Origin of the sequence: Allobosea sp. 67-29, assembly GCF_001898115.1 — a bacterium.
Classification (GTDB): Bacteria; Pseudomonadota; Alphaproteobacteria; order Rhizobiales; family Beijerinckiaceae; genus Allobosea.
Genome location: NZ_MKSQ01000011.1, coordinates 80,259 through 103,744, shown reverse-complemented (window position 1 = coordinate 103,744; position 23,486 = coordinate 80,259). Strand labels below are relative to the sequence as shown.

Here is a 23,486-nt window from a genome sequence, read left to right as displayed (position 1 = left end):
GAGCGCATGGAGAACGAGGGCATCGTCGGACCCGCAAACCACGCCGGCAAACGCGACATCCTCGTCGATGGCGGCCGCCCGCTCCCCGACGACGAGGATTGATCGGGCGCGCACTGCCCGATCCCACAGTGACGCCATGACGAAAAAACCGGCCCAATGGGCCGGCTTTTCTCATGCTGCGTTTTCGAGGAAGTCCTCGGCGAAGTGGCAGGCAACGAGGCGCCCGTCGACCTCGCGCTTTTCCGGACGCTCGGCCCGGCAGCGATCCTTCACGAAGGGACAGCGCGTCGAGAACACGCAGCCCTTCGGAGGGTCGAGCGGAGACGGCAACTCGCCGCGCAGCACGATGCGCTCGCGCTTGCCGGCATCGACGCGCGGCGTCGAGGCGAGCAATGCCTGCGTATAGGGATGCAGCGGGCGGGCGTAGATGCGTTCCTTCGGGCCGTGCTCGATGGCATTGCCGAGATACATCACCATCACGTCATGGGCGATGTGCCGGACGACGCTGAGATCGTGCGAGATGAAGAGATAGGCGAGCTTCAGCTCTTCCTGCAGATCGGCGAGCAGGTTCAGCACCTGCGCCTGGATCGAGATGTCGAGCGCCGAGACCGGCTCATCCGCGACCAAAAGCTTGGGCGACAGGATCAGCGCACGGGCGATCGCGATGCGCTGGCGCTGGCCGCCGGAAAACATGTGCGGATAGCGGGCGTAGTGCTCGGGACGCAGGCCGACCTTGGCCATCATGGCGCGGGCCTTCTCGGTCCGCTCGGCCTTGGAGAGCGTCGTGTTGATCTTGAGCGGCTCCTCGAGAATCGTGCCGATCTTCTTGCGCGGGTTGAGCGAGCCATAGGGGTTCTGGAAGACCAGTTGCACGGTGCGGCGCAGGCGCTTGCGCTCGGCTGCCGGCGGATGCACCGCATCGAGCCCATCCAGCGCCAGAGCGCCGGAGGTCGGGGTCTCGATCAGCGTCGCCATGCGCGCCAGGGTCGATTTTCCGCAGCCGGATTCGCCGACGATGGCGAGCGTGCGCCCGGCCTCCACCGAAAAGGAGACCTTGTTCACGGCCTGCAACTGCGCCGGCGGCTGGAACAGGCCGCGCTTGACCGGATAGGTCTGAGTGAGCTCGCGCGCTTCGATGACGGGGTTGCTCATCGCGTCGCCTCCGTCGTCAGGCCGGCCCCATCGCGGGCGCGCTCGGCGTCCCGGTCGGGGTCGCCGAGCGGGTAGTGGCAGCGCACGCGCCCGTCCATCCAGGGCCGCAGCTGCGGCTGGACATTGCGCGAATGCTCGGTCGCATAGGCGCAGCGCGGGCTGAACAGGCAGCCCTTCGGACGGTCGTTCAAGCCCGGCACCATGCCGGGAATGGTGGCGAGGCGTCGCGCGTTCTCGCTGCGCTCCGGCAGCGCCGCCAGCAGCGCGGCGGAATAGGGATGCTGCGGATCGGCAAAGAGCGCGTCGACCTTGCGCTCCTCCATGATCTGCCCGGCATACATCACCATGATGCGCTGCGCCGTCTCGGCGACGACGCCCATATTGTGAGTGATCAGCACCAGCGCCATGCCGCGCTCGCGCTGCAGCGACATCAGCAATTCGAGGATCTGCGCCTGGATGGTGACATCGAGCGCGGTCGTTGGCTCGTCGGCGATCAGCAGCCGCGGATTGCAGGCGATCGCCATCGCGATCATGACGCGCTGGTTCATGCCGCCGGAGAGCTGGTGCGGGAAAGCGGTCAGGCGGCTTTCCGGCGCGGGGATCCCGACCTGCTCCAGAAGCTCGATGGCGCGGCGCTTCGCGGCCTTGCGGTCCATGCCTTCGTGCTTGCGCAGAGTCTCGGCGAGCTGGAAGCCGATGGTGAAGCAGGGGTTCAGGCTCGTGCTGGGCTCCTGGAAGATCATCGCCACGTCCTTGCCGGTGAGCTGGCGGCGCTCGCGGGCGGACATGGTCAGGAGGTCGCGGCCGTCGAAGCGCAGCTTGTCGGCGCGGACGCGGCCGGGATAGCCGACGAGACCCATCAGCGCGAGCATGGTGACGCTCTTGCCGGAGCCGGATTCGCCGACCACGCCGAGCACCTCGCCCTCGTCGAGGGTGAGGTCGATGCGGTCGACGGCGCGCAGCGTTCCCTGCGAGGTCGGGAATTCGACGCTGAGGTTTTCGATTTCGAGCAGGGGCATGGGATCAGCGCTTCAGCTTGGGGTCGAGCGCATCGCGCAGGCCGTCACCAAGAAGGTTGAAGGCGAGCACGGTGATGAGGATGGCGAGGCCGGGGAAGGTGACGACCCACCAGGCGCGCAGCACGAATTCGCGCGCATCAGCGAGCATGGTGCCCCATTCCGGTGTTGGCGGCTGGGCGCCGAGGCCGAGGAAGCCGAGCGCGGCCGCGTCGAGGATCGCGGTGGAGACGCCGAGCGTCGCCTGCACGATGAGCGGGGCGGCGCAGTTCGGCAGGATCTCGGAGAACATCAGCCTGACCGTCTCCGCCCCGCTGACCCTGGCAGCCACGACATAGTCCTTCGAGGACTCCGCGATGACGGCGGCACGGGTGATGCGCACGTAATGCGGCAGCACCACGATGGCGACGGCGAGCATCGCGTTCATCAGTCCCGGGCCGAGGATGGCGACGATGACGATGGCCAGCAGCAGGCTCGGCATCGTCATCAGGATGTCCATGAAGCGCATGATCGCGATGTCCGCGATGCCCTTGAAATAGCCGGCGATCAGGCCGAGCACGACGCCGACGACGATGGCCAGCGCCACCACGGCGATGCCGATCACAAGGGAGAGCCGGGCGCCGTAGATCAGGCGCGAGAGGATGTCGCGGCCGATCGCGTCGGTGCCGAGCGGATAGGAGAACGAGCCGCCATCCTGCCAGAAGGGCGGCTTCAGGAAGACCGCATTGTTGGTCATGTCGGGGTCATGCGGCGCGATCAGCGGCGCGAAGAGCGCGCAGAGCAACACCACGACGATGACGACGAGGCCGGCGACGGCGCCGCGATTGGCGCTGAAATAGCTCCAGAATTCGCGAAGGGGGTGCGGCGGCGCGCCGCTGGCGGCCGCTGCGGCGGGGGCTTCGAGGGTTTCGGCGCTCATGGGCGTTGGCTCCGGTGGGCGCAAGTCGTGAGGGGGCGGCGGATCATCGGGCATGCCGGATGCGCGGGTTGATCAGGCCGTAGAGCAGGTCGACCAGCAGGTTCACGCTCATCACGACCATGCCCAGCAGCAGCGTCCCGCCCTGCAGGACCGGGTAGTCGCGCCGGCTGATCGCCTCGATCAGCCATTTGCCGACGCCCGGCCAGGAGAAGATCGTCTCGGTCAGGATCGCGCCGGTGAAAAGCGTGCCGACCTGCAGGCCGATGACCGTGACGACCGGAATCAGCGCGTTGCGCAGCGCATGCAGAGCGACGACGCGGATCGGCGCCATGCCCTTGGCGCGGGCGGTGCGGATATAGTCCTCGCCGAGCACCTCCAGCATGGCGGATCGGGTCATGCGGGCGATGACCGCAAGCGGCACGGTGCCGAGCACGATCGCCGGCAGCACGAGATGCGACAGCGCCGACCAGAAGGCGTCGATGTCGCCGGCCAGCAGGCTGTCGATGGTGAGGAAGCCGGTGACCGGCTCGATGAAATACTGCACGGCGATGCGGCCCGAGACCGGCGTGATCCCGAGTTGCACCGAGAACAGCAGGATCAGCAGCAGACCCCACCAGAAGATCGGCATCGAATAGCCGGTCAGCGAGATGCCCATCACGCCGTGATCGAAGATCGAGTTGCGCTTGACCGCGGCAATGATCCCCGCCGGCAGGCCGACGAGCAGCGCGATCAGGATGGCGCAGAGCGCGAGCTCGATCGTGGCCGGGAAGAGCTGGCCGAACTCGGACAGCACGCTCTCGCGGGTCACGATCGACTTGCCGAGATCGCCATGCACGACCCGCTCGATATAGACGCCGTACTGCGTCAGCAAAGGCTTGTCGAAGCCGTATTCCTTCACGAGCTGGGCATGGCGGGCGGGATCGATCCCGCGCTCGCCGGCCATGGTCTCGATCGGATCGCCGGGAACCAGCCGCACCAGAAAGAAGGCGAGCAGGGTAATGCCGACAAAGGTCGGAATGACGAGGCTCACCCGGGTCAGGATGAAACGGAGCATGGTTCTCCCAGTCTTATCGGCCGAGACGCATGGTCGCCCGCGGCGTTTTGTCTTGTGGATTTATTCAAAAGCGAAAGCCGGCGCAGCGCAAACACCAGATCGAACGAAAGATCAAGGAGGGCTGCTTTAAGAATCCTCGCCGATATTCGTAACCGACGGTACGCTGCGGCGAGTCAGACAGAAGAGTTGCGAAGAAACGACCGCAGGCGCGCAACATTGTGACCGAGACTTGTGCCGGCGCGGCAATACATGCAACGCCGGCACAAGGCTGGAAGAGCAGCGCCGTCGCGCGGCGCCACCGGTTATTTCGCGATCGAGACGCCGTAGAACGGCTGCCCGCCGAAGAAGTGGATCTTGTAGTCCTTCACTTCCTTGCGCACCGGCGTGAACGCCTGCGCATTGGCGAAGAGCAGGCCCGCGACATCCTGGTGGAACAGCTCCTGGAAGCGCTTGTAGAGCTTGGCTCGTTCGGCCTGGTCGGTGATCGTATTCGCCTTGGCGAGCGCGTCAGAGGCCTCCTGGTTGCACCAGCCGGCGCGGTTGGCCCCGGTCTTCACGCCCTCGCAGGTCCAGCCCGAGAGCAGGATCTGGCTCGGATCGGGATAGTCCCAGGTGTAGCCGAACATGCCCACCTCATGCTCGCCGGCGCGCCCGCGCTTGAGATACTCGCCCCATTCGAAGGTCTGGATCGTCGCCTTGACGCCGATCTTGGCCCAGTCGGCCTGGATCAGCTCGGCCGCCCGCCGCCCGTTCGGCATGTAGGCGCGCACGACGGGGATCGCCCAGAGCGTCGTCTCGAAGCCGTTCGGCAAACCCGCCTCCTTGAGCAGGGCCTTGGCCTTCTCGGGGTCGTAGGGGCGCGGCTTGAGATCATCGTCATGCGACCACAGCGCCGGCGGCACCGCCGCGGCAGCGGCCTTGCCAGTGCCCTGATAGACCGCATCGATGATCGCGGGGATGTTGGTCGCATAAGCCAGCGCCTCGCGGACCCGCCGGTCGTCGAACGGCTTCTTGCGCTCGTTGAAGGCGAGGAAGCTCTGGTCGGCGATGCTGCCCTGCAGGACGTTGAGATTGGCGTCCGCCTTCATCGCCGGCAGATCGCCCGGGTTCGGATAGCGCGCGATCTGGCACTCGCCCGACTTGACCTTGGCGAAACGCACAGCGGCGTCCGGCGTGATGACGAAGATCAGGTCGTTCACCAGCGCCATCCGGTCGCGGTTCCCGACCTTCTTGCTCCAATGGTCCGGCACCGCCTTGAAGCGAACCGTCGAATCCTTCTGATAGGCGACCAGCGAGAAGGGCCCGGTGCCGATCGGCGACAGGTCCAGCTGCTCGGGCGTGCCGGCCTTGCTCATCGCCGCGGCATATTCCGCCGAAAGAATCGACATCGGCTCGACCGAGAGCGCCGACAGCAGCGGCGCGTTCGGCTTGGAGAGCGTGAGCTTCACCGTGTAGTCGTCGACCTTCTCGATCGACTTGAAGCTCGGCTTCACGATCTCGGTGAAGAACTGGTAGTTGCCGCTGCCGACCTTGTTGTAGGGGTTCTTCTCGTCGGACATCCGGGTGAAGGAGAACACGACGTCATCGGCATTGAAGTCGCGCGTCGGGGTGAAGCTCTTGTTCGAATGCCACTTCACGCCCTTGCGCAGCTTGAATGTGTAGGTCAGCCCGTCATCCGAGATCGTCCAGGATTCGGCGAGGCTGGGGATGATCTGCGAACCGCCGCGCTCCGTCGCCGTCAGCCGCTCGTAGATCTGCGCCGCGACGTCGTAGGCCGTGTTCTGGCTGCTGAACTGGGGGTTGAGGAAATCGGGGCTCGCCTCGGTGCAGACCACCAGCGCCTGGGCCTGGGCGGCGGCTGGAAGAAGGCAGGCGCTGAGGCCCAGCGCAAGGGCGGCGGACAGGACGTGGCGTGACATGGTCCATCTTTCGAAATCGTGGGGAGAGCCGGGATCGGGCGTCGGGCCTTGCGTCCCGGCGCCTCCCCGCTCCTTGTGCCGCGGCGCCCGACGGAGCCGCGGCCATCGCTTGCATTTGCCGCGCCAGCTTCGCGCCGGCACGGCAAAGAGGGGCGGCCCTCAGTTGGCGATGTCGACGCCGTAGAAGGTGTGGCGACCGAAGGGCGAGAGCTTGAAGTCCTTCACCTCCTTGCGCACCGGCTTGAGCTGGATCGCGTGGGCGATGGTGAACCAGGGCGACTGCTCCTTGAAGATCACCTGCGCCTGCCGGTAGAGCTTCTCGCGCTCGGCCTGGTCGGTGATCGACTTGGCCTTGGTCACGAGCTCCTCGAAGGGCTGGTAGCAGAACTTGGCGACGTTCGAGCCATTGGTCTTGGCGGAATCGCAGCCGAGCAGCGTGTGCAGGAAGTTGTCCGGGTCGCCGTTGTCGCCGGTCCAGCCGAGCATGCCGGTCTGATGCTCGCCCGCCTGCATGCGCTTGCGGTACTCGCCCCATTCATAGGTCTTGATCTCGGCCTTGACGCCGACCTTGGCGAGGTCCGCCTGCATCAGCTCCGCGATGCGCTTGGCGTTGGGGTTGTAGGGGCGCTGCACCGGCATGGCCCAGAGGTCGATTTCCATGCCGTTCGGATAGCCGGCCTCGGCCAGCTCCTTCTTGGCCGCCTCCGGATCGTAGGGGTCGTCCTTGATCGTCTCGTTGTAGGACCACATGGAGGGCGGGATCGGGTTGATCGCCGGGATGCCGCTGGAGAGATAGACCGCGTCGATGATCGCCTTCTTGTTGATCGCCTTGTTGATGGCGTGGCGAACGCGCACGTCGTCGAACGGCTTCTTTGTGGTGTTGTAGGCGAGATAGCCGATGTTCAAGCCCGGCTGCTCCAGGATCTGGACGTTGGCGTCCTTCTTCATCGCCTCGAGATCGGCCGGGTTCGGATAGGGCATGACATGGCATTCGCCCTTCTGGAGCTTGGCCCAGCGCACCGAGGCATCCGGCGTGATCGCGAAGACGAGGTCGTCGATCTTCGCCTTGCCGGCCCAGTAGGCGGGGAAGGCCTTGTAGCGGATGATCGCGTCCTTCTGGTACTGCACGAGGTAGAACGGCCCGGTGCCGATCGGGTCCTGATCGAGCTTCTCGGGCGTGCCGGCCTTCAGCATCGCATCGGCGTATTCCTTCGACTGCACGCCGGCATACTGCATGGCGAGGTCGGCGAGGAACGGCGCCTCGGGCCGGTTCAGCGTGATCTTGACCGTGTAGTCGTCGACCTTCTCGACCGACTTGAGCAGCTTCGGCATGCCCATGTCGTTGAAGTAGGAGTGGTTCGAGCTCGTCACCTTGAAGAAGGGGTTGTCCTCTTTCCACTGCCGCTCGATCATGAACAGCACGTCGTCGGCGTTGAAGTCGCGCGTCGGCTTGAAGCTCTTGTTGGACTGCCACTTGACGTTCTTGCGCAGGTGGAAGGTGTAGGTCAGCCCGTCCGGCGAAATCTCCCATTTCTCCGCAAGCGCCGGCTGGACCTTGGTGCCCCCGCGCTCGAACTGGACGATGGTGTCGTAGATCTGCGTGCCGGCATCGAAGGAGGTGCCGGTCGTGTTGACGCTCGGTGCGAAATTCTCCGGGCTGCCCTCCGAGCAGTAGACAAGGGTCTTGGCCGCGAGCGGCTGCGCGGCCATCAGCGCCGACGCCGACAGCGTCGCCAACAACAATCTCTTCATGGGAACTCTCCTTGACCCCTCTGCGCCGGTTTCGGCGGGTTACGGCTCCGTTGCATCGGAAGCTCCGTGGGCGGAAACCCCCGGGCCGCCTTGCCAACAAGCTTATTGAAAGAGACGGGGCGGCGATAGTCGTCCGAAAGGCGGGCCGCAGCGCATGACGGCGGACGGTAAACGGCACCATGCGCCCGCATCGGCAGGCGCCGCCCGCCATCACTCCTCGTAGGCCGCGCGGGTGATGCCGTAGCGCGCCAGCTTGTCGTAGAAGGTCTTCCGCGGAATGCGCAGCGCCTCCAGCGTGGCCTTCACGTCGCCGCGGCTGGCCTCCAGCGCCTCGCGGATCAGATTGGCCTCGATCGCGCCCAGGCGCTCGGGCAGGCTGAGTGCCGCGGCGTCCCCGCGGATCGGTTCCGCCGGCAGGTCGCCGGCCAGCCCGAGCACGACCCGTTCGGCGAAATGGACCAGTTCGCGCACATTGCCGGGCCAGTCGTTCTCGACGAGATGGCGCTCGACGGCGCGGTCGAGCCGCGGCAGCTCCCGTCCGTATTTGCGCGCGGCGCGCCCGAGGAAATGCGCGAACAGCAGCGGAATGTCGCGGCGACGCTCGCGCAGCGGCGGCAGGCGCAGCGTGACGATGTTCAGCCGATAGTAGAGATCCTCGCGAAAGTCGCCACGCCGGTTGGGGTCGCCGAGGTCGAGCTTGGTCGCGGCCACCACCCTCAGATCGACCTTGCGAATGTCGTTGGAGCCCAGCGGCGCGATCTCGCGCATCTCCAGCACGCGCAGCAGCTTCACCTGCGCGCCAACCGGCATGCTCTCCAGCTCATCGAGGAAGAGCGTGCCGCCGCTGGCGTGCTCGATGCGGCCGACGCGCTTTTTCTGCGCGCCGGTGAAGGCGCCCGGCTCATAGCCGAACAACTCACCTTCGATGACGCTGTCGGGCAGAGCGCCGCAATTCAGCGCGACGAAGGGCTTTTCGCCACGCCGGCCAAGGCGGTGAAGCAGGTTCGCGACAACCTCCTTGCCGGTGCCGGTCTCGCCGAGCACGAGCACGTCGACATCGACGTCGGCGAGATCGCGGATCGTCTGGCGCAGGCGCAGGATCGCCGGCGTCTCGCCGATCAGCCCTTCATCCTCCACGGCCGCGATGGCAAGAGCACGCAGCCTGCGGTTTTCCAGAACCAGGGCGCGCTTCTCGACGGCGCGCCGCAGGGTCTCGGCCAGGCGCTCGCCGGCATAGGGCTTGGCGATGAAGTCGTAGGCCCCCTCGTTCATCGCCCCTACGGCCATGGCGATATCGGCGTGGCCGGAGATCAGCACGACCGGAATGTCGGCATCGAGCGCCTTGAGGCGGCGAAACAGCTCGATGCCGTCCATGCCGGGCATGCGAACGTCGCTGACGACAGCCCCGGTGAAGCCCGGACCGATCTCCGCCAGCAGCGCATCGGCGGAGGCAAAGGCCTCGACCTTGAAGCCCGCGAGCTGCAGGGCCTGCGCATTGGCTTCGCGCAGATCCGCGTCGTCGTCGACGAAGGCGATATCGAGGCCGGCGAGGTCGGTGGTAGACGTCATCGGACAGGCTCCGCGTCGGCCCTGCGGAGGGTGATGATGAAGGTGCAGCCCTCTCCGGGCCGGCAGGCCGCCACAAGCGTGCCGCCGAACCCCGTGACGATGTCGTGGCAGATGACCAGGCCGAGGCCCAGGCCGCGCGGCTTCGAACTGCGAAACGGCGTGAACAGCGTCGCGACCGCTTCCTCATCCAGGCCCGGGCCGCGATCGATGATGGCGATCGAGGCGCCCTCCTGCGTTTCCGCGACGCTGAGCGAAAGCAGCGGCGGCACCGGGTGCTGCGCGACCGTCTCGATGGCCTCGACGGCATTGCGCAGCAGATTGACCAGCACCTGCTCGAGCTCCACCGGCCGTGCGAGCACCCGCAGCCCCGCGGGACCCGTCTCGACCTGGGGCACGATGCCCGCCTGGCGCAAGGGCGCATCGAGGATCATGAGTGCGCCAGCGACCGCCTCGCTGAGCAGGACCGGCACGAGGGCCCCGCTGCCGCGCCGGGCGAAGCCGCGCAGGGTTTCGGTGATCGTCCCGATCCGCTCCGTCAACCCGATGACCTTGCCGAGCGCGCCGGCCGCGCCTCCCGGATCCGCGCCGGCGACGAGGGCGCGGGCGTTCTCGGCATATGTGCGCAAGGCTGCAAGCGGCTGGTTGATCTCGTGCGCGACGCCCGCCGTGACCTGACCGAGCGTGGCCAGGCGGTTGGCCTTGGCCAGTTCCTCGCGCATGTCCAGGAGGCGCATCTGCGCGCGGGCACGCTCGGCCATCTCCTCCAGAAGCTTTCGATTGCTGCCGGCGAGCTCTGCCGTGCGCTCCTCGACGCGGCGCTCCAGCTCCGCCTTCGCCTCCGACGCAGCGAGCAGCCGCATCGTGGCCTGCTGGCGCCGCCGCAGCAGAAGCGCCGCCAGCAGCAACCCGACGAGCAGCACGAAAGCGACCAGCGTCTGCAGACGCGACTGCTCGGCGCGAATGGCCTGGTCGACCGGCAGCAGCATGTCGAGATGCCAGCTCGTGGTCGGCACGTCCCGGCGGGCCAGCACGTTGAGGGCGCGGGCAGGGGCGGTGCTCTGGACGAGATCGCCATCCTGCGTCAGCGGCAGCGGTTGAAGCGGTGCCTCGCCGAACTGCAGCGAGCGGCGGATCTCCTTCTGCGTCTCCTCGTCGAGCGGCGTCTCGACGTGAAAGCGCCAATCGGCGGTCGTCGAGAGCAGCACCACACCGCGCTGATCAGCGACGTAGATCTGCCCTCCCAGCGCGCGCCAGTCGGCCTCGACCCGGTCGAACTCGACCTTAACCACGACAACGCCGAGCAACCTCTCACCGTCCTTGATCCGGCTGGTCAGATAAAGGCCGGGGCGCTGGCTGACCGTGCCGAGCGCGAATTGTTCGGCGGATCCCTTGAGGATCGCGCCGAGGTAATAGTCCCGGAAGGCGTAGTCGTTGCCCACGAAGCTCGTCGGCTCGTCCCAGTTGCTGGCCGCGATGGTCATGCCCGCCACGTCGAGCAGATAGATCACGGCCGTGCGCGTTTCCCGGGCGATGCTCGCGAATTTGAGGTCGAGCGTGTGGCGGCTGCCGCCGGACAGCGCGCTGCGGACGTCCGGGTCGCGCGCCAGAATGACCGGTAGGGCGCGCTGCTTCTCCAGCTCGCCGCGCAGGATCGCAATCGCGAGCGTCGAGCCATCCTCCGCCCGGGCCGTCACCGCCGCGACTGCGCGGCTGCGGCCAAGATCGGCGGCTCCGATCAGACCGACGGCGAGCAGGAGCGCGGCCGCAAGCCCGAAGGCCAGCCAACTCCAGCCGAGCGGCGAAGCGGGAACGCGAGCCTGCGCGGCCATGCGGCGGACGAAACGCATGCCTCGATCATGAGCGATTTTCCACACAGGACAAGCGATGATTGCGCGGATTATCGCATACCGATTCCAGAATGAGTCCACGGATTTCTGATAAACTATTGATATTGTTGGTATTTATAACTTCATCCCGGCTGGCATGTCGCTTGCGAAAAGCCGCTCGCTTCGCCCAGAGCCAAAAACAGCCAACCGGAGGAAACCATGGCTGCCCATTTCGAACCCGCGACGGCTGCGCCGGCGCGTCCCCGCAAGTTCTACCAGCATCTCTATGTTCAGGTTCTCGTCGCGATCGCGCTCGGCATCGCGCTAGGCCATTTCTGGCCGCAGACCGGCGCCGCGATGAAGCCGCTCGGCGACGCCTTCATCAAGCTGGTGCGCATGATCATCGCGCCCGTCATCTTCCTGACGGTGACGACCGGCATTGCCGGCATGAGCGACATGAAGAAGGTCGGCCGGGTCGCCGGCAAGGCGATGATCTATTTCCTGACCTTCTCGACCTTCGCCCTGATCGTCGGGCTGATCGTCGCCAACGTCGTCCAGCCGGGCTCCGGGCTGCATATCGATCCGAACACGATCGATACCAAGGCTGTGCAGAGCTACGCGACCAAGGCGCACGATGCCAGCATCGTGGCCTTCCTGATGAACATCATCCCGGACACCATCGCGGGCGCCTTCGTCTCCGGCGACATCCTGCAGGTCCTGTTCTTCTCGGTGCTGTTCGGCCTGTCGCTGGCGCTGGTCGGCGAGCGCGGCGAGCCGGTGCTGTCCTTCCTGCAGTCGCTGACCTCGCCGATCTTCAAGCTGGTCTCGATCCTGATGAAGGCGGCGCCGATCGGCGCCTTCGGCGCCATGGCTTTCACCATCGGCCGCTATGGCATCGGTTCGGTCGCCAACCTGGCCCTGCTGGTCGGCACGTTCTACCTGACTGCGGCCCTGTTCGTGCTGGTCGTGCTCGGTGCCGTCGCCCGTTACAACGGCTTCTCGATCCTGGCGTTGATCCGCTACATCAAGGAAGAGATCCTGCTGGTCATCGGCACCTCGTCCTCGGAAGCGGCGCTGCCGGCGCTGATGGAGAAGATGGAAGCCGCCGGCTGCAAGCGCTCGGTCGTCGGCCTCGTCATCCCGACCGGCTATTCGTTCAACCTGGACGGCACCAACATCTACATGACGCTCGCCGCGCTGTTCATCGCCCAGGCGATGGACATCCACCTGCCGCTCGCGGACCAGGTTCTGCTGCTGCTCGTCGCCATGCTGAGCTCCAAGGGAGCGGCCGGCATCACGGGCGCAGGCTTCATCACGCTGGCGGCGACGCTGATGGTGGTGCCCTCGGTTCCGGTGGCCGGCATGGCGCTGATCCTCGGCATCGATCGCTTCATGTCCGAGTGCCGCGCCATCACCAACTTCATCGGCAATGCCGTCGCGACCATCGTCGTGGCACGCTGGGAGGGCGAGCTGGATCAGGCCCGCCTGCAGGCGGCGCTGAGCGGAGCGACCGTCACCAGCGAGGATGGCGAGCCGCTGCCTCTGGCGGCCTGAGCGCACCGGCAACAGAATAGCCTGACGCAGCGCCGACCGGGTTAAATCAGCCCGGCCGGCGTTTTCATGAGCGAGCTCTCGCGCCGTTCAGCCGGCGCGGACCGTCGCCAGCGCCGCCTCGATCGCAAGCCCGACCGCGAGGATGCGACGATCCTGTCCGCCGGACCCGGCCACCATCAGGCCGACAGGCGCCTCGCCCGGCCGGTGGCAGGGCAGGCTCGCAGCGCAGCCGTCGAGAAAGTTGATCAGGGTGGAGTTGCGCAGGATCAGCAGGTTCGTCGCGCCGTAGGCCGCCTCTTCGGCCAGGTCCGCGATCCGCGGTGCAACGATCGGCACCGTCGGCATCAGCAGCGCATCGAAGCCGGCGAGCCGCGCTTCGACAGCCGCGATCCAGCCCTGACGCGCCGCCAGCAGATCGAGATAATCCGCCAGCGCCATCTCGGCACCGCGCTGGATACGGACCAGCACGCGCGGATCGTAGCGGTCGGCGGCTTTCGCGATCAGCGCCCGGTGCCAGTGCCAGGCCTCGGCACCGGCAAAGCTGCCCTTGGCCTGCAGGCCCGCGAGCGCGCCGAATTCCGGGACGGCGATCTCGCTGATCCGGGCACCGGCCTTGGACAATGCATCGAGCGCACGCCGAAAGGCCGTGGCGACCGTCTCGTCCACGCCGTCGAGCGCGAGCGTCGTCGGCACGGCCAGGCGCAGACCTGCGATGTCGGCCCGCGCGGGAATGCCCTCGCCGGAGCCGGACAGCACCGCATCGAGAAGCGCGCAGCAGGAGAGGCTGGGCGCCAGCGGACCGATCGAGTCGAGGCTGGTCGAGAGCGGCAGGCAGCCCTCGCGCGGCACGCGCCGCGCCGTCGGCTTGAAGCCGGCGATACCGCACAGCGCCGAGGGAATGCGGACCGAGCCGCCGGTATCGGTGCCGATCGCGCCCGCGGCCATGCCATCCGTCACCGAGACGGCCGCGCCCGATGACGAGCCGCCGGGGATGCGGGCCGCGGCGCGATCGTACGGGTTGAGCGGTGTGCCGTAATGCGGGTTGATGCCGAGCCCGGAAAAGGCGAACTCGGTCATGTTGGTGCGGCCGACCAGCACGGCGCCGGCGGCCAGTAATCGCTCAACGACGGGCGCATTCGCCGTTGCCGCCGGCGCATCGTCGAGCGCGGTGCTGCCGGCCCTTGTCGTCTCTCCCGCGACGTCGAACAGGTCCTTGATCGAGATCGGCAGCCCTTCCAGCGGCGAACGCACGAAGCCGGCCTGGCGCATGAGGTCGGATGCACGTGCCGCGGCGAGCGCCCTGTCACCATAGAGGCGGGTGAAAACACGCGGCCCCTCGCCCGTGCCGGCGCGGGCCAAGGCGCCCTCCACCAGGGCTTCGGAGGTGGTGCGGCCCGCGCGGAGCGCATCCTGCAGCGCGGAGAGGGTCTCGGTCATCGTCTGCTCGCCATGGTCGCCGGCCGAACCGGCTGAAGACCCCGAGGCCTAACAGAGTCCCAGCGGGCGGGCGATTGATTTCCGCCCCGAACATGGTTTCCTGCGCCGCAGGACGAATGCGGGGCTTCGATGAGTCACCAGGAACGAGGCGCTGCGGCGCCGGGCCGGCCGATCGCCGGCATGAAGCCCAGCCTGATCGGTTTCGGCGGCGCACCGCTCGGCGATCTCTACCAGCGTCTCGACGAAGGACTGGCGCAGGCGACGGTCGCAGCCGCTCTGACGGCCGGGATCAACCTCGTCGACACCTCGCCGCTCTATGGCCACGGCCTCTCGGAACATCGCATCGGCGCCGCCCTGCGGCGCGTGCCGCGCGAGAGCGTCATCGTCTCGACCAAGGTCGGGCGCTGGATGAAGCCCGGCGCTCCGAAGACCGACGGCTCCGGCTATCGCGGCGGGCTGCCGCATCCTGCGGTGATCGACTACTCCTATGACGGCGCGATGCGCTCTCTGGAACAATCGCTGCTCCGGCTCGGTACCGACCACGTCGACATCCTGCTGATCCACGATGTCGATGTCTGGACCCATGGCGACCGGATGGAACAACGCTTCGCCGAGGCGATGAACGGCGCCTACCGGGCCCTGGAACGACTGCGCTCCTCCGGCGCGGTGAAAGCCATCGGCGTGGGCGTCAACGAAGCCGAAATGTGCGAGCGCTTCGCCAGAGCCGGCGATTTCGACGTGATGATGCTGGCGGGGCGTTATACACTTCTGGAGCAGGGCGCCCTCGACGGCTTCCTGCCGCTGGCGCTGGAGAAGAAGATCGCCGTCATGCTGGCCGGCGTCTTCAATTCCGGCATCCTCGCAACCGGCGCCCGCAAGGGCGCCTATTACAATTACCGGCCGGCGCCGCCCGACATCCTCGCCAGGGTCGCGCGGATCGAGGCGGTCTGCGCCGCCCATGGCGTGGCGCTGCCGCAAGCCGCACTCGCCTTCGCCGCCGCCCATCCGGCAGTCGCGACCGTCGTGCTCGGCGCGGTCGCACCGGAGGAGGTCGCGCGCAATCTCGACCTCGTCGCCCGGCCCGTGCCCGCTGCGCTCTGGCCCGCGCTCAAGGCCGAAAAGCTCATTCCCGACCACGCCCCGGTGCCGACATGCTGAAGACCATCGACCCGATCCTCGGCCCCGATTTGCTCTGGCTCCTCGCAGCGATGGGCCATGGCGACGACCTCGCCGTGGTCGATGCCAACCATCCGGCCGAGACGATCGCGCGGGCGACCACCTCCGGGCGGATCGTCCGGCTGCCGGGGCTCGCCATGGCCGAGGTGGTGCGCGCGATCCTGACCGTGTTGCCGATCGACGATTTCGAGCCCGAGCCGATCCGCCGCATGCTGGTGGTCGACGATGCCGCGGTCGTGCCCCCCGTGCAGAAGGAGGTCGAGGCCGTGGTCGAGGCGGCAGGAGCCGTGCCGACGCCGCTGCCGGGCATCGAGCGTTTCGCCTTCTACGAGGCGGCGCGCAAGGCTTTCGGCGTCGTGCAGGTCGGCGACGCCCGGCCTTACGGCTGCTTCCTGCTCAGGAAGGGTGTGATCGCCGGCTGAGCCGGCCATCCCCATTCGCCATCAAACGGCTTTGGTGACACCACCGTCGACGCGGATGTTCTGGCCGGTGATGTATCCGGCATCGGCAGAGAGCAGGAAGGCGACCGTGCCGGCAACCTCGTCGGCGCTGCCGTAGCGCTGCATCGGCACGCTGGCGCGGCGGGCGTCGGTCGCCGGCAGGCTGTCGATCCAGCCGGGCTGGACATTGTTGATGCGGATGCCCTCGGCCGCGTATTTGTCGGCATAGATCTTGGTGAAGGTCGCGAGCCCGGCGCGGGCCATCGCCGATGTCGGGAACATCTCGCTCGGCTCGAAGGCCCAGGCGGTCGAGATGTTGACGATCGCGCCGGATTTCTGCTGCTGCATCACCGGCGTGACCAGCCGGATCGGCCTGACCGCGCTGAGGAAATAGACGTCGAGGCCCTTGTGCCAATCCTCGTCGGTGAGATCGACGATCGGGGCGCGCGGCCCGTGGCCGGCGCTGTTGACCAGTGCATCGACGCGCCCCCAGCGGTCCAGCGTCGCGTCGACCAGCCGCTTCACATCGTCGTTGGACTGGTTTGAGCCGGTAATGCCGAGGCCGCCGAGTTCGGCGGCCAGGGCCTCGCCCTTGCCCGAAGAGGACAGGATCGCCACGCGATAGCCGTCCCTCGCCAGGCGGCGCGCCGTGCTCGCACCCATGCCACTGCCGCCGGCGGTGACGATCGCTACCTTTTCCATGCCCTGCTCCCACGGATGACCATTGTCAGGTCACCATAGTTGGCAAGAGCGGGCGCGCGATGCCACAGCAATGCTGCATGGGCAGGTTCGCGCGACCGCATGACGCCGGGTCGGATCAGATGTCGTCGCTGATCCGACGGATCGCGATCCGGTCGACGAAGGGCGCATCCTCGCCTTCCTGCGTGATCGCGATCTCGCCGTCGCGGACCCGGAAGCGAATGAGGGTTCCGCCGGTGCCGCGCCAGTCGGCCGTCTCGCCGTCGTCCTCGTAAAGCTCGCCGGTCGCCCCCTCGACCAGCCCGCAGACCAGCACCTCGCGCAGATCACCGATGCCAGTGGGATCGCCAAGCGGGATCAGCGCACCGGCGCGCACGAAAACCGGCAGGCGACCGAGCGGTGCCGGCACGGTCACGCTCGCGCCGCCGTCGAAGTGCTTGCCGGTATGCCAGTCGTACCAGCCGCCTGCGTGCTCCGGCAGGTAGGCGCTGCGTTCCAGGGCGCCCTCCTCCAGCACCGGCGCGACCAGCACGTCCGGTCCGAGCATGAAGGCATCGTCGGTCTTCACGGCCGTCGCGTCCTGCGGGAAGTCCCACAGCAGCGGGCGGATGGCCGGGGTGCCGTCGCGGCTGGCGCGCCACATCAGCGTGTAGAGATAAGGCATCAGCCGGTAGCGCAGCGCGATCGCTTCGCGCACCTGCGGCACCATCTCCGGGTACATCCAGGGCAGGTTGACGACGCCGTCATCGTTCCAGGAGTTCATGACCATGCGCGGCCAGAGGCTGCAGAACTCGTTGAAGCGCACGAAGAGTTCGGGACCGGGTGTCGGGCCGTGGAAGCCGCCGACATCGTGGCCGGTCGAGAACATCCCCGACAGGCTCATGTTGAGGCCTTGGGTCAGGTTGTAGCGCAGCGTCTTCCAGGCGGTCTCGTTGTCGCCGGACCAGGTCTGCGCATAGCGCGAAATGCCGGCGCAGCCGCCGCGCGTGATCGCATATTGCCGCTTGCCCGGTTCGCGCGCAGCCTGCGCTTCGTAGGAGAGCTTGGTCATCAGCAACGGCTGCGCCGGGCGCGCCAGAGCCTGGCGGAAGGGGCGCCCGTCGCCGTCGCACAGCGCGTCCTCGTCCCAGATCTCGTATTCGTTGTTGTCGTTCCAGACGGTGGTGAAGCCGTAGTCGAGCAAGGCTGTCTCGATGCCGTTTCGCCACCAGGCCCGGCCCTTGGGGTTGGTGTAGTCGAGATGGAAGCCGAGCCCGTCCCAGAACTGGGCGACGGCCGGCTTGCCGCTGTCGCCGTCGCGCACGAGGAAATCGCCGTCGAGCGCCTCTTGCAGGCGCGGGTGGTCGTCGAGCAGGCAGGGCTTGAGATTGGCGACCGTGAAGATGCCGGCATCGTTCAGGCGTTGCATCGTCGCTTTCGGATCCGGGAACTTGTCGCGGTTCCAGTTGAAGGCGTAGCGGCGATGGCCGATCTGCGTGTAGCCCGAGCCGAAATGAAAGCTGTCGCAGGGGATGCGATGGGTCTCGAGCTTGCCGATGAAATCGCTGATGCGGGCATCGGCGTCGGGCGCATCGGCGATCGCCATCGAGGTGACGCCGAAACCGAAGGACCAGAGCGGCGCGAAAGCCTGCCCGCCGGTCAGCCAGGAGAAGCGCCGCACGACATCAGGCACGGTCGGGCCGGCCACGACGTAATAGTCGAGGTCGCCGTCATCGCCTTTCCAGGAGCGGAACAGGCCGTGGTAATTGTCGAGCGTGCAGCCGAAATCGACGCTGCCCGTCGAGAGGTTGTCGTAGTAGATGCCATGCGCTCCGGCCGGCCCGTCGACGATGAAGAAGGGCAACATCTTGTAGAGCGGGTCGGAGAGTTCGGCGTCGAAGCCGCAGGGATCGACCGCGTCGATGGCGAAGCGGCGGCCGGTGCGGTCGAGGGGACCTGCCTTGTCGCCGAGGCCGTAATGGCGCTCGCTGTAGTCGCGGGTCATGAAATGCGCGAGCGCGCCGGTGCGGGGCGAGACGAGATAGGCCTGGGTGGTGCGGTCCTGCAGGAAGGGCTTGTCCTCGCCGACGCGATACCAGGCGATGCCGAAGGGCGAGAGCGTGACCTCGGCGCTCAGATGCCCTGCCGTGAGGAAGACCTTGCCTTCGTCCTGCTTCACCAGCGTCCGGGGGCATGAGAAGCCCTCCACGCTGTCGCGCGGACGGCCCTCATAGGGCGGCTCCACCCCTCCAGGCGCGATCGACCAGCCGCGATCGAGCCGGTAGCCGTCCCGCGGCTTCAACGTGACGCGGCCGATATCGCCTTCGAGGATGCGCAGCGAGAGCGTGTAGCCGAGCCCCAGGTCGAACAGGGCGGCTTCGCCATCGCGGCCGAGATAGCGGCCTTGGCTGAGGGCTTTCATGGAATCTCTCTCGGCAGTCTCTAGGGCCGGATCGCCCGGCCGGCTTCGTCGAACAGGTGAAGGCTCTGCTGCGGGAAGGCGAGCGCGACCTCGTGGCCTCGCTCATGCTCGCTCTGGCCGTCGAGCCGGAGCGTGATCTGCGGCAGGCCGGCGGCGGTTCCGTACAGGTAGCTTTCGCCGCCAAGCCGCTCGACCAGTTCGATCGAGAGCGGCAGCCCCAGCCCGCCCGGCGCCAGCGCCAGATGCTCCGGGCGGATACCGAGCGTGACCTTGCTGCCGGCGGCGAGGCTGCCGGTGGCGCAGGCGACCTCATGGGCGCCCTCGCCCAGGGCGACCTTGCCGGCTGCCGTCACGCGGCCGGGCAGCAGGTTCATGCGCGGCGAGCCGATGAAGCCGGCGACGAAGAGGTTGTCGGGGCGGTTGTAGAGATCGAGCGGCGTGCCGACCTGCTCGATCCGCCCGCCCTGCAGCACGACGATGCGATGCGCCAGCGTCATCGCCTCGACCTGATCGTGGGTCACATAGATCATCGTGCCGCCGATCTCGGCATGGAGGGCGGCAAGCTCCTTGCGGGTGGCGACGCGCAATTCCGCGTCGAGGTTCGAGAGCGGCTCGTCGAACAGGAAGATCTTCGGATCGCGCACGATGGCACGGCCGATGGCGACGCGCTGGCGCTGGCCGCCGGACAACGCCTTGGGCCTGCGCTCGAGATAATCGGTCAGCCGCAGCATCTCGGCAGCGCGCTTCACGCGCTTGTCGATCTCCGCGCGTTGCAGGCCCATGTTCTCCAGCGCGAAGGCCATGTTCGCCCGGACGGTCATATGCGGATAGAGCGCGTAGGACTGGAACACCATGGCGAGGCCGCGCTCGGATGCCGGCAGGTGGGTTGCGTCAGCGCCGTCGATCGCGATCGTTCCGCCGGTGATCTCCTCCAGCCCCGCGATCGAGCGCAGCAGGGTCGACTTGCCGCAGCCGGAGGGACCGACGAAGACGACGAACTCGCCATCGGCAACGTCGAGATCGATGCCGTGCAACACCGTGGTCGCACCATAGGCCTTGCGGACACCGGAAAGCTTCAGGCCGGCCATTATTTCATTCCCGTGTTGGCGATGCCGGTGGTGATGAAGCGCTGCAGGAAGACGAAGACCAGCGCGACCGGCAGGAGCGACACGACCGTCATCGCCAGCAGGTAGTGCCATTGCGTCTGGAGCTCGCCCTGGAAGGCGTTGAGGCCGATCTGCAGCGTGTAGGACTCCGTCTTGGTCAGCACCGCGAGCGGCCAGAGGAACTCGTTCCAGCGCCACATGATCGAGAAGATCGCGAGCACGGCCAGCGCCGGCATGGCGAGCGGCATGACGATACGCCAGTAGATCTGCCATTCCGAGGCCTTGTCCATGCGCGCGGCCTCGATCAGGTCCCGCGGGAGCGTCAGCATGTACTGACGCAGCAGGAAGACGCCGGTCGGGGTCGCCGCGCCCGGCAGGATCACCGCCCAGAGCGAATTGACGAGGCCGAGCTTGGTGACGACCAGATAGACCGGCACCAGGATGATGGTGATCGGGATCATCAGCGTGCCGATCACCATCAGCATCACCGCCGTCTTGCCCTTGAACTCGTAGATCGAGAGTGCATAGGCCGCCATCGAGTTGATGATCAGCGTGATGATCGTGGCGACCAGCGTGACGAAGACGGAATTCCACAGGAAGCGGGTGAAGGCGAAGCGCTCCAGCGGCTCGGTATAGTTCTCGGTGGCGAGCTTGAACTCGCGGACGGGCGTGCGCTTGTCGATGGGAACGCGGATCGTCTCGCCCGGCTTGGCCGGGTCGACCATCTGCGCCTGGATGCCGATGCGGCGGAGCTGCGCCAGCACGCGCTTGGAGCCGTCCGGCATCTCGACCTCGAAGAGCGGCAGCGGCTGGGATTGACCCGGGACCGTCACCTCCTTTTGCGACATCGGCAGCAGGGTCGGCGGGAATTCGAGCAGGCCGGCCTGAGTCTTGAAGGAGGACAGGCCGAGCCAGAGCACGGGCCCGAACATCAGCACGACGCCGAGCGCCAGATAGGCATAGGCCGCGACATCGGTCCAATGCCAGCGGCCGGGCTTGCGCCGGGCGGTGGCCAGTTTGGCGACGAGGCTCATGCGGCCCCCTTGCGGCGGCTGACCGCGAGCTGGAGCAGGGTGAGCGCGAACAACACGACGCCGAGCACGACGGAGGCCGCGGCCGCCAGCCCGAAATTCTGGACCTGATTGGCGAAGGCCGTCTCGTAGATGTAGTGCACGATCATCACGGTGGCGGTGCCCGGCCCGCCGCCGGTCAGCACGAAGACCTCGTCGAAGGTCTGCACGCCCTTGATCAGCGCCAGCACGATGACGACGATCATGTTGGGCCAGAGCAGCGGCAGGGTGATGCGCCAGAAGACCCGCCAGCGCGGCGTGGCGTCCATCTCGGCCGCCTCGTAGAGATCGGCCGGGATCGCCTGCAGGCCCGCGAGCAGGATCAGCGTGTAGAAGCCCATATGGGCCCAGACCGAGACGAAGACGATCCAGAACATCGCCCAGCTCGGATCGACCAGGAACAGGATGCGCTCGCCGCCGAGCGAGGTGATGGCGGCGTTGAGCAGACCGTCACGCTGCAGGATCCACTTCCAGGTCAGCGCCACGACAACGGGCGAGAGCAGCACGGGGAAGAAGTAGACCGCCCGGAAGAAGCCGCGCGCGCGAATCCGCATGTTCAGCACCACGGCGGTCAGCAGCGAGAACAGCACCATCGCCGTGACCTGGAAGACCGTGAAGCGGGCGGTGTTGGCGACGCCGCGCCAGAAATGATCCTCGCGGCAGGAGGATGGATCGAGATATGATCCGCAGTCGAAGAGATAGCCGTACTGCTCGGCTCCGACATAGGGGCGCTCGCTCGGGAACAGCCCCGCCCCGCCCGTCACCGAGAAGACGAAATTGATGACGAGCGGAAGGAAGACGAAGAGCGAGAAGAAGGCGAGGTTCGGCAGGATGAAGACGTAGGCCATGCGCCGCTCGCCGATCAGGCGCTGCAGCGCCTGCATCGGCCAGTCCACGAGCCGCATCAGGAGCGCGAGCGGCGCGGCGAAGAGGCCGGCGGCGCCCGTACCATGGCGGCGCGGCGTTGTTTCGGCGGAGGCCATGGGCCTTACTTCTTGCGCTCGGCAATCTGCTGGGCGACGTCGGATTCAATGCGCTTGTAGGCCTCGTCGAGCGTGGTCTCGCCCGAGATCGCCTGGCCGAGACGGCTGATCACGGCGTTGAAGATCACGCGGTTGTTGACGTAGCCCTGCAGCCTGTAGGCGACGGGCGAGAGCTGGGCGACCTGGTCCGAGAAGACCTTGAGCGCAGCCTTGGCCTGCGGGCTGGCGTTCTTGTAGTCGAGCCCCTTGGCCGCGATGCCGAGATGGCCCGGCACGAAGAGCGAGCGGGCGTAGAACTCGCTCAGCACGGGCTCGCTGGCGAGGTAGTCCATCACCTTGGCGACGGCCTCGGGATGCTTGGTCGTCTTGATGGCGACGAGTCCCGCCCCGCCGGGCATGCCGGAGCAGCCGCCCGGGCCGCAGGGCGAGGGCACCGCGACCCAGTCGAACGCGTCGCCCACCGTCTTGTCGAACTGGGAAATCTGCCAGGAGCCAGACTGGTACATCACGACCTGGGCGTTCTTGAACTCGTCATTGGCGCCGCGATAGGCCGTGCCCGAGACCGAGCCCCAGAGCTCCTTCTTCATCACACCGTCGTTGTGCCAGTCGTAGACGAGTTTGGCGGCGCGCTTGAAGCCGTCGTCGATCACGGCGGGCTCGCCCTTGGCGTCGAAGACCTTCGCGCCTTCGGACACGGCGACCGAGAAGAAGCGGTGGCCGGAGCGATCCATCGCCAGCGGGAACGGCACCTGAACCTTCTCCGCCACGGCCTTGACCGCCTTGCCCCACTCCTCCCAGGTCGCCTTGGCGCCGGGCATGGCGATGCCCGCCTGCTCGAACAGCGTCTTGTTGACGAAGGGGCCGGTGACGGTGAGCTGCGTCATGAAGCCTGTGATCGCGCTGGAATCGCCCTCGGGACGCATCCAGGGCAGGAACGGCCCGAAATTCTTTTCCCAGTAGGAGGCGTCCTTCAGATACGGACGCATGTCGAGCGCGTAGCGGGCGACGCCGCCGAGATCGACGACGCGGGCGATGTCCGGTCCCTGCCCCGAGGCGAGCTGAACCGGCAGATTCTCGGTGATCGCCTTGTAGGGCACCTGGTCGAGCACGACCTTGATGTCCTGGTTCTGCGCTTCGAAGCGCTTCAGGAGATCGGAGACGACCTCGCCCTCGTTGCCGTCGGAATACCAGGCGATGCGCACCGTGGTCTGGGCGAAAGCGGTCGTGGCGAGGAGGCCGATGGCGAGGCCGGCCGTCGTGGCGAACGCGGAAATCCAGTGCTTCCTCTGCATGGGCTCCATCCCTGAACGAGCACGACGCCTCATCGGGCGTCTTGACAACCAGTAAGGCAAACGTTTGCCTTGATTGTCAACCGGTCGATGAAACGGCATGGCTGGGTAAGCCGGGCCGATC

The 23,486-nt window shown here is 67.0% G+C and carries 18 protein-coding genes; 3 read left to right on the top strand and 15 right to left on the bottom strand.

Annotated elements, in window-relative coordinates; genetic code table 11:
• Positions 1-171: 171 nt before the first annotated feature.
• The 8 genes from BGO20_RS10540 to BGO20_RS10505 all read right to left on the bottom strand — a co-directional run bounded on the left by BGO20_RS10540 (position 172) and on the right by BGO20_RS10505 (position 11,228).
• Complete coding sequence (locus BGO20_RS10540) at positions 172-1,152, bottom strand: peptide ABC transporter ATP-binding protein (RefSeq protein ID WP_291664760.1); 981 nt, start codon at positions 1,150-1,152, stop codon at positions 172-174.
• On the bottom strand, positions 1,149-2,171 hold the full coding sequence (locus BGO20_RS10535) for an ABC transporter ATP-binding protein (protein ID WP_291664758.1): 1,023 nt from the start codon (positions 2,169-2,171) through the stop codon (positions 1,149-1,151). The genes BGO20_RS10540 and BGO20_RS10535 overlap by 4 nt, the downstream gene beginning before the upstream one ends.
• Positions 2,172-2,175: 4 nt before the next feature.
• Positions 2,176-3,087: an ABC transporter permease subunit gene (locus BGO20_RS10530; protein WP_291664756.1), complete on the bottom strand. Its 912-nt coding sequence runs from the start codon at positions 3,085-3,087 to the stop codon at positions 2,176-2,178.
• 43 nt (positions 3,088-3,130) lie between these two features.
• A complete protein-coding gene (locus tag BGO20_RS10525) occupies positions 3,131-4,141 on the bottom strand; it encodes an ABC transporter permease subunit (RefSeq protein WP_291664754.1) in 1,011 nt (336 codons plus the stop codon).
• A gap of 302 nt (positions 4,142-4,443) precedes the next feature.
• Complete coding sequence (locus BGO20_RS10520) at positions 4,444-6,060, bottom strand: ABC transporter substrate-binding protein (protein ID WP_291664752.1); 1,617 nt, start codon at positions 6,058-6,060, stop codon at positions 4,444-4,446.
• A 159-nt stretch (positions 6,061-6,219) separates the two neighbouring features.
• Positions 6,220-7,812, bottom strand: coding sequence for an ABC transporter substrate-binding protein (locus BGO20_RS10515; RefSeq protein ID WP_291664751.1), 1,593 nt, complete (start codon positions 7,810-7,812; stop codon positions 6,220-6,222).
• A gap of 210 nt (positions 7,813-8,022) precedes the next feature.
• Entirely contained in the window at positions 8,023-9,381 is a 1,359-nt protein-coding gene (locus BGO20_RS10510; RefSeq protein ID WP_291664750.1) for a sigma-54-dependent transcriptional regulator, read from the bottom strand.
• Positions 9,378-11,228: a sensor histidine kinase gene (locus BGO20_RS10505; protein ID WP_291664749.1), complete on the bottom strand. Its 1,851-nt coding sequence runs from the start codon at positions 11,226-11,228 to the stop codon at positions 9,378-9,380. The genes BGO20_RS10510 and BGO20_RS10505 overlap by 4 nt, the downstream gene beginning before the upstream one ends.
• Before the next feature lie 198 nt (positions 11,229-11,426).
• Here BGO20_RS10505 and BGO20_RS10500 point away from each other — a divergent pair, with 198 nt between their 5' ends.
• Positions 11,427-12,761 carry a dicarboxylate/amino acid:cation symporter gene (locus tag BGO20_RS10500; RefSeq protein ID WP_291664747.1) on the top strand — a complete coding sequence of 445 codons (1,335 nt, stop codon included), beginning with the start codon at positions 11,427-11,429 and terminating at the stop codon, positions 12,759-12,761.
• 87 nt (positions 12,762-12,848) lie between these two features.
• Here the strand turns inward: BGO20_RS10500 and BGO20_RS10495 are convergent, their stop codons facing one another.
• Positions 12,849-14,198 carry an amidase gene (locus tag BGO20_RS10495; RefSeq protein WP_291664746.1) on the bottom strand — a complete coding sequence of 450 codons (1,350 nt, stop codon included), beginning with the start codon at positions 14,196-14,198 and terminating at the stop codon, positions 12,849-12,851.
• 180 nt (positions 14,199-14,378) lie between these two features.
• Here BGO20_RS10495 and BGO20_RS10490 point away from each other — a divergent pair, with 180 nt between their 5' ends.
• Together BGO20_RS10490 and BGO20_RS10485 are read left to right on the top strand one after the other, a co-directional pair.
• The gene (locus BGO20_RS10490; protein WP_299857635.1) at positions 14,379-15,356 is read left to right on the top strand and encodes an aldo/keto reductase; all 978 of its coding nucleotides are present in this window, start codon (positions 14,379-14,381) and stop codon (positions 15,354-15,356) included.
• Positions 15,350-15,796 carry an RbsD/FucU family protein gene (locus BGO20_RS10485; RefSeq protein ID WP_291664742.1) on the top strand — a complete coding sequence of 149 codons (447 nt, stop codon included), beginning with the start codon at positions 15,350-15,352 and terminating at the stop codon, positions 15,794-15,796. Before BGO20_RS10490 ends, BGO20_RS10485 begins: the two co-directional genes overlap by 7 nt.
• 21 nt (positions 15,797-15,817) lie before the next feature.
• On the opposite strand, the gene BGO20_RS10480 is transcribed toward BGO20_RS10485, so the two are convergent.
• The 6 genes from BGO20_RS10480 to BGO20_RS10455 form a co-directional block, all read right to left on the bottom strand.
• A complete protein-coding gene (locus BGO20_RS10480; RefSeq protein WP_291664741.1) occupies positions 15,818-16,516 on the bottom strand; it encodes an SDR family oxidoreductase in 699 nt (232 codons plus the stop codon).
• Positions 16,517-16,631: 115 nt separating this feature from the next.
• Positions 16,632-18,914, bottom strand: a complete 2,283-nt coding sequence (locus BGO20_RS10475; RefSeq protein WP_291664740.1) for a glycoside hydrolase family 31 protein — start codon at positions 18,912-18,914, stop codon at positions 16,632-16,634.
• 20 nt (positions 18,915-18,934) lie between these two features.
• Positions 18,935-20,005, bottom strand: coding sequence for an ABC transporter ATP-binding protein (locus BGO20_RS10470; RefSeq protein WP_465246025.1), 1,071 nt, complete (start codon positions 20,003-20,005; stop codon positions 18,935-18,937).
• Complete coding sequence (locus BGO20_RS10465) at positions 20,002-21,054, bottom strand: carbohydrate ABC transporter permease (protein WP_291664737.1); 1,053 nt, start codon at positions 21,052-21,054, stop codon at positions 20,002-20,004. The genes BGO20_RS10470 and BGO20_RS10465 overlap by 4 nt, the downstream gene beginning before the upstream one ends.
• Positions 21,051-22,073: a carbohydrate ABC transporter permease gene (locus BGO20_RS10460; protein ID WP_291664735.1), complete on the bottom strand. Its 1,023-nt coding sequence runs from the start codon at positions 22,071-22,073 to the stop codon at positions 21,051-21,053. The genes BGO20_RS10465 and BGO20_RS10460 overlap by 4 nt, the downstream gene beginning before the upstream one ends.
• Positions 22,074-22,078: 5 nt before the next feature.
• The gene (locus BGO20_RS10455) at positions 22,079-23,365 is read right to left on the bottom strand and encodes an ABC transporter substrate-binding protein (protein ID WP_291664733.1); all 1,287 of its coding nucleotides are present in this window, start codon (positions 23,363-23,365) and stop codon (positions 22,079-22,081) included.
• Positions 23,366-23,486 lie beyond the last annotated feature (121 nt).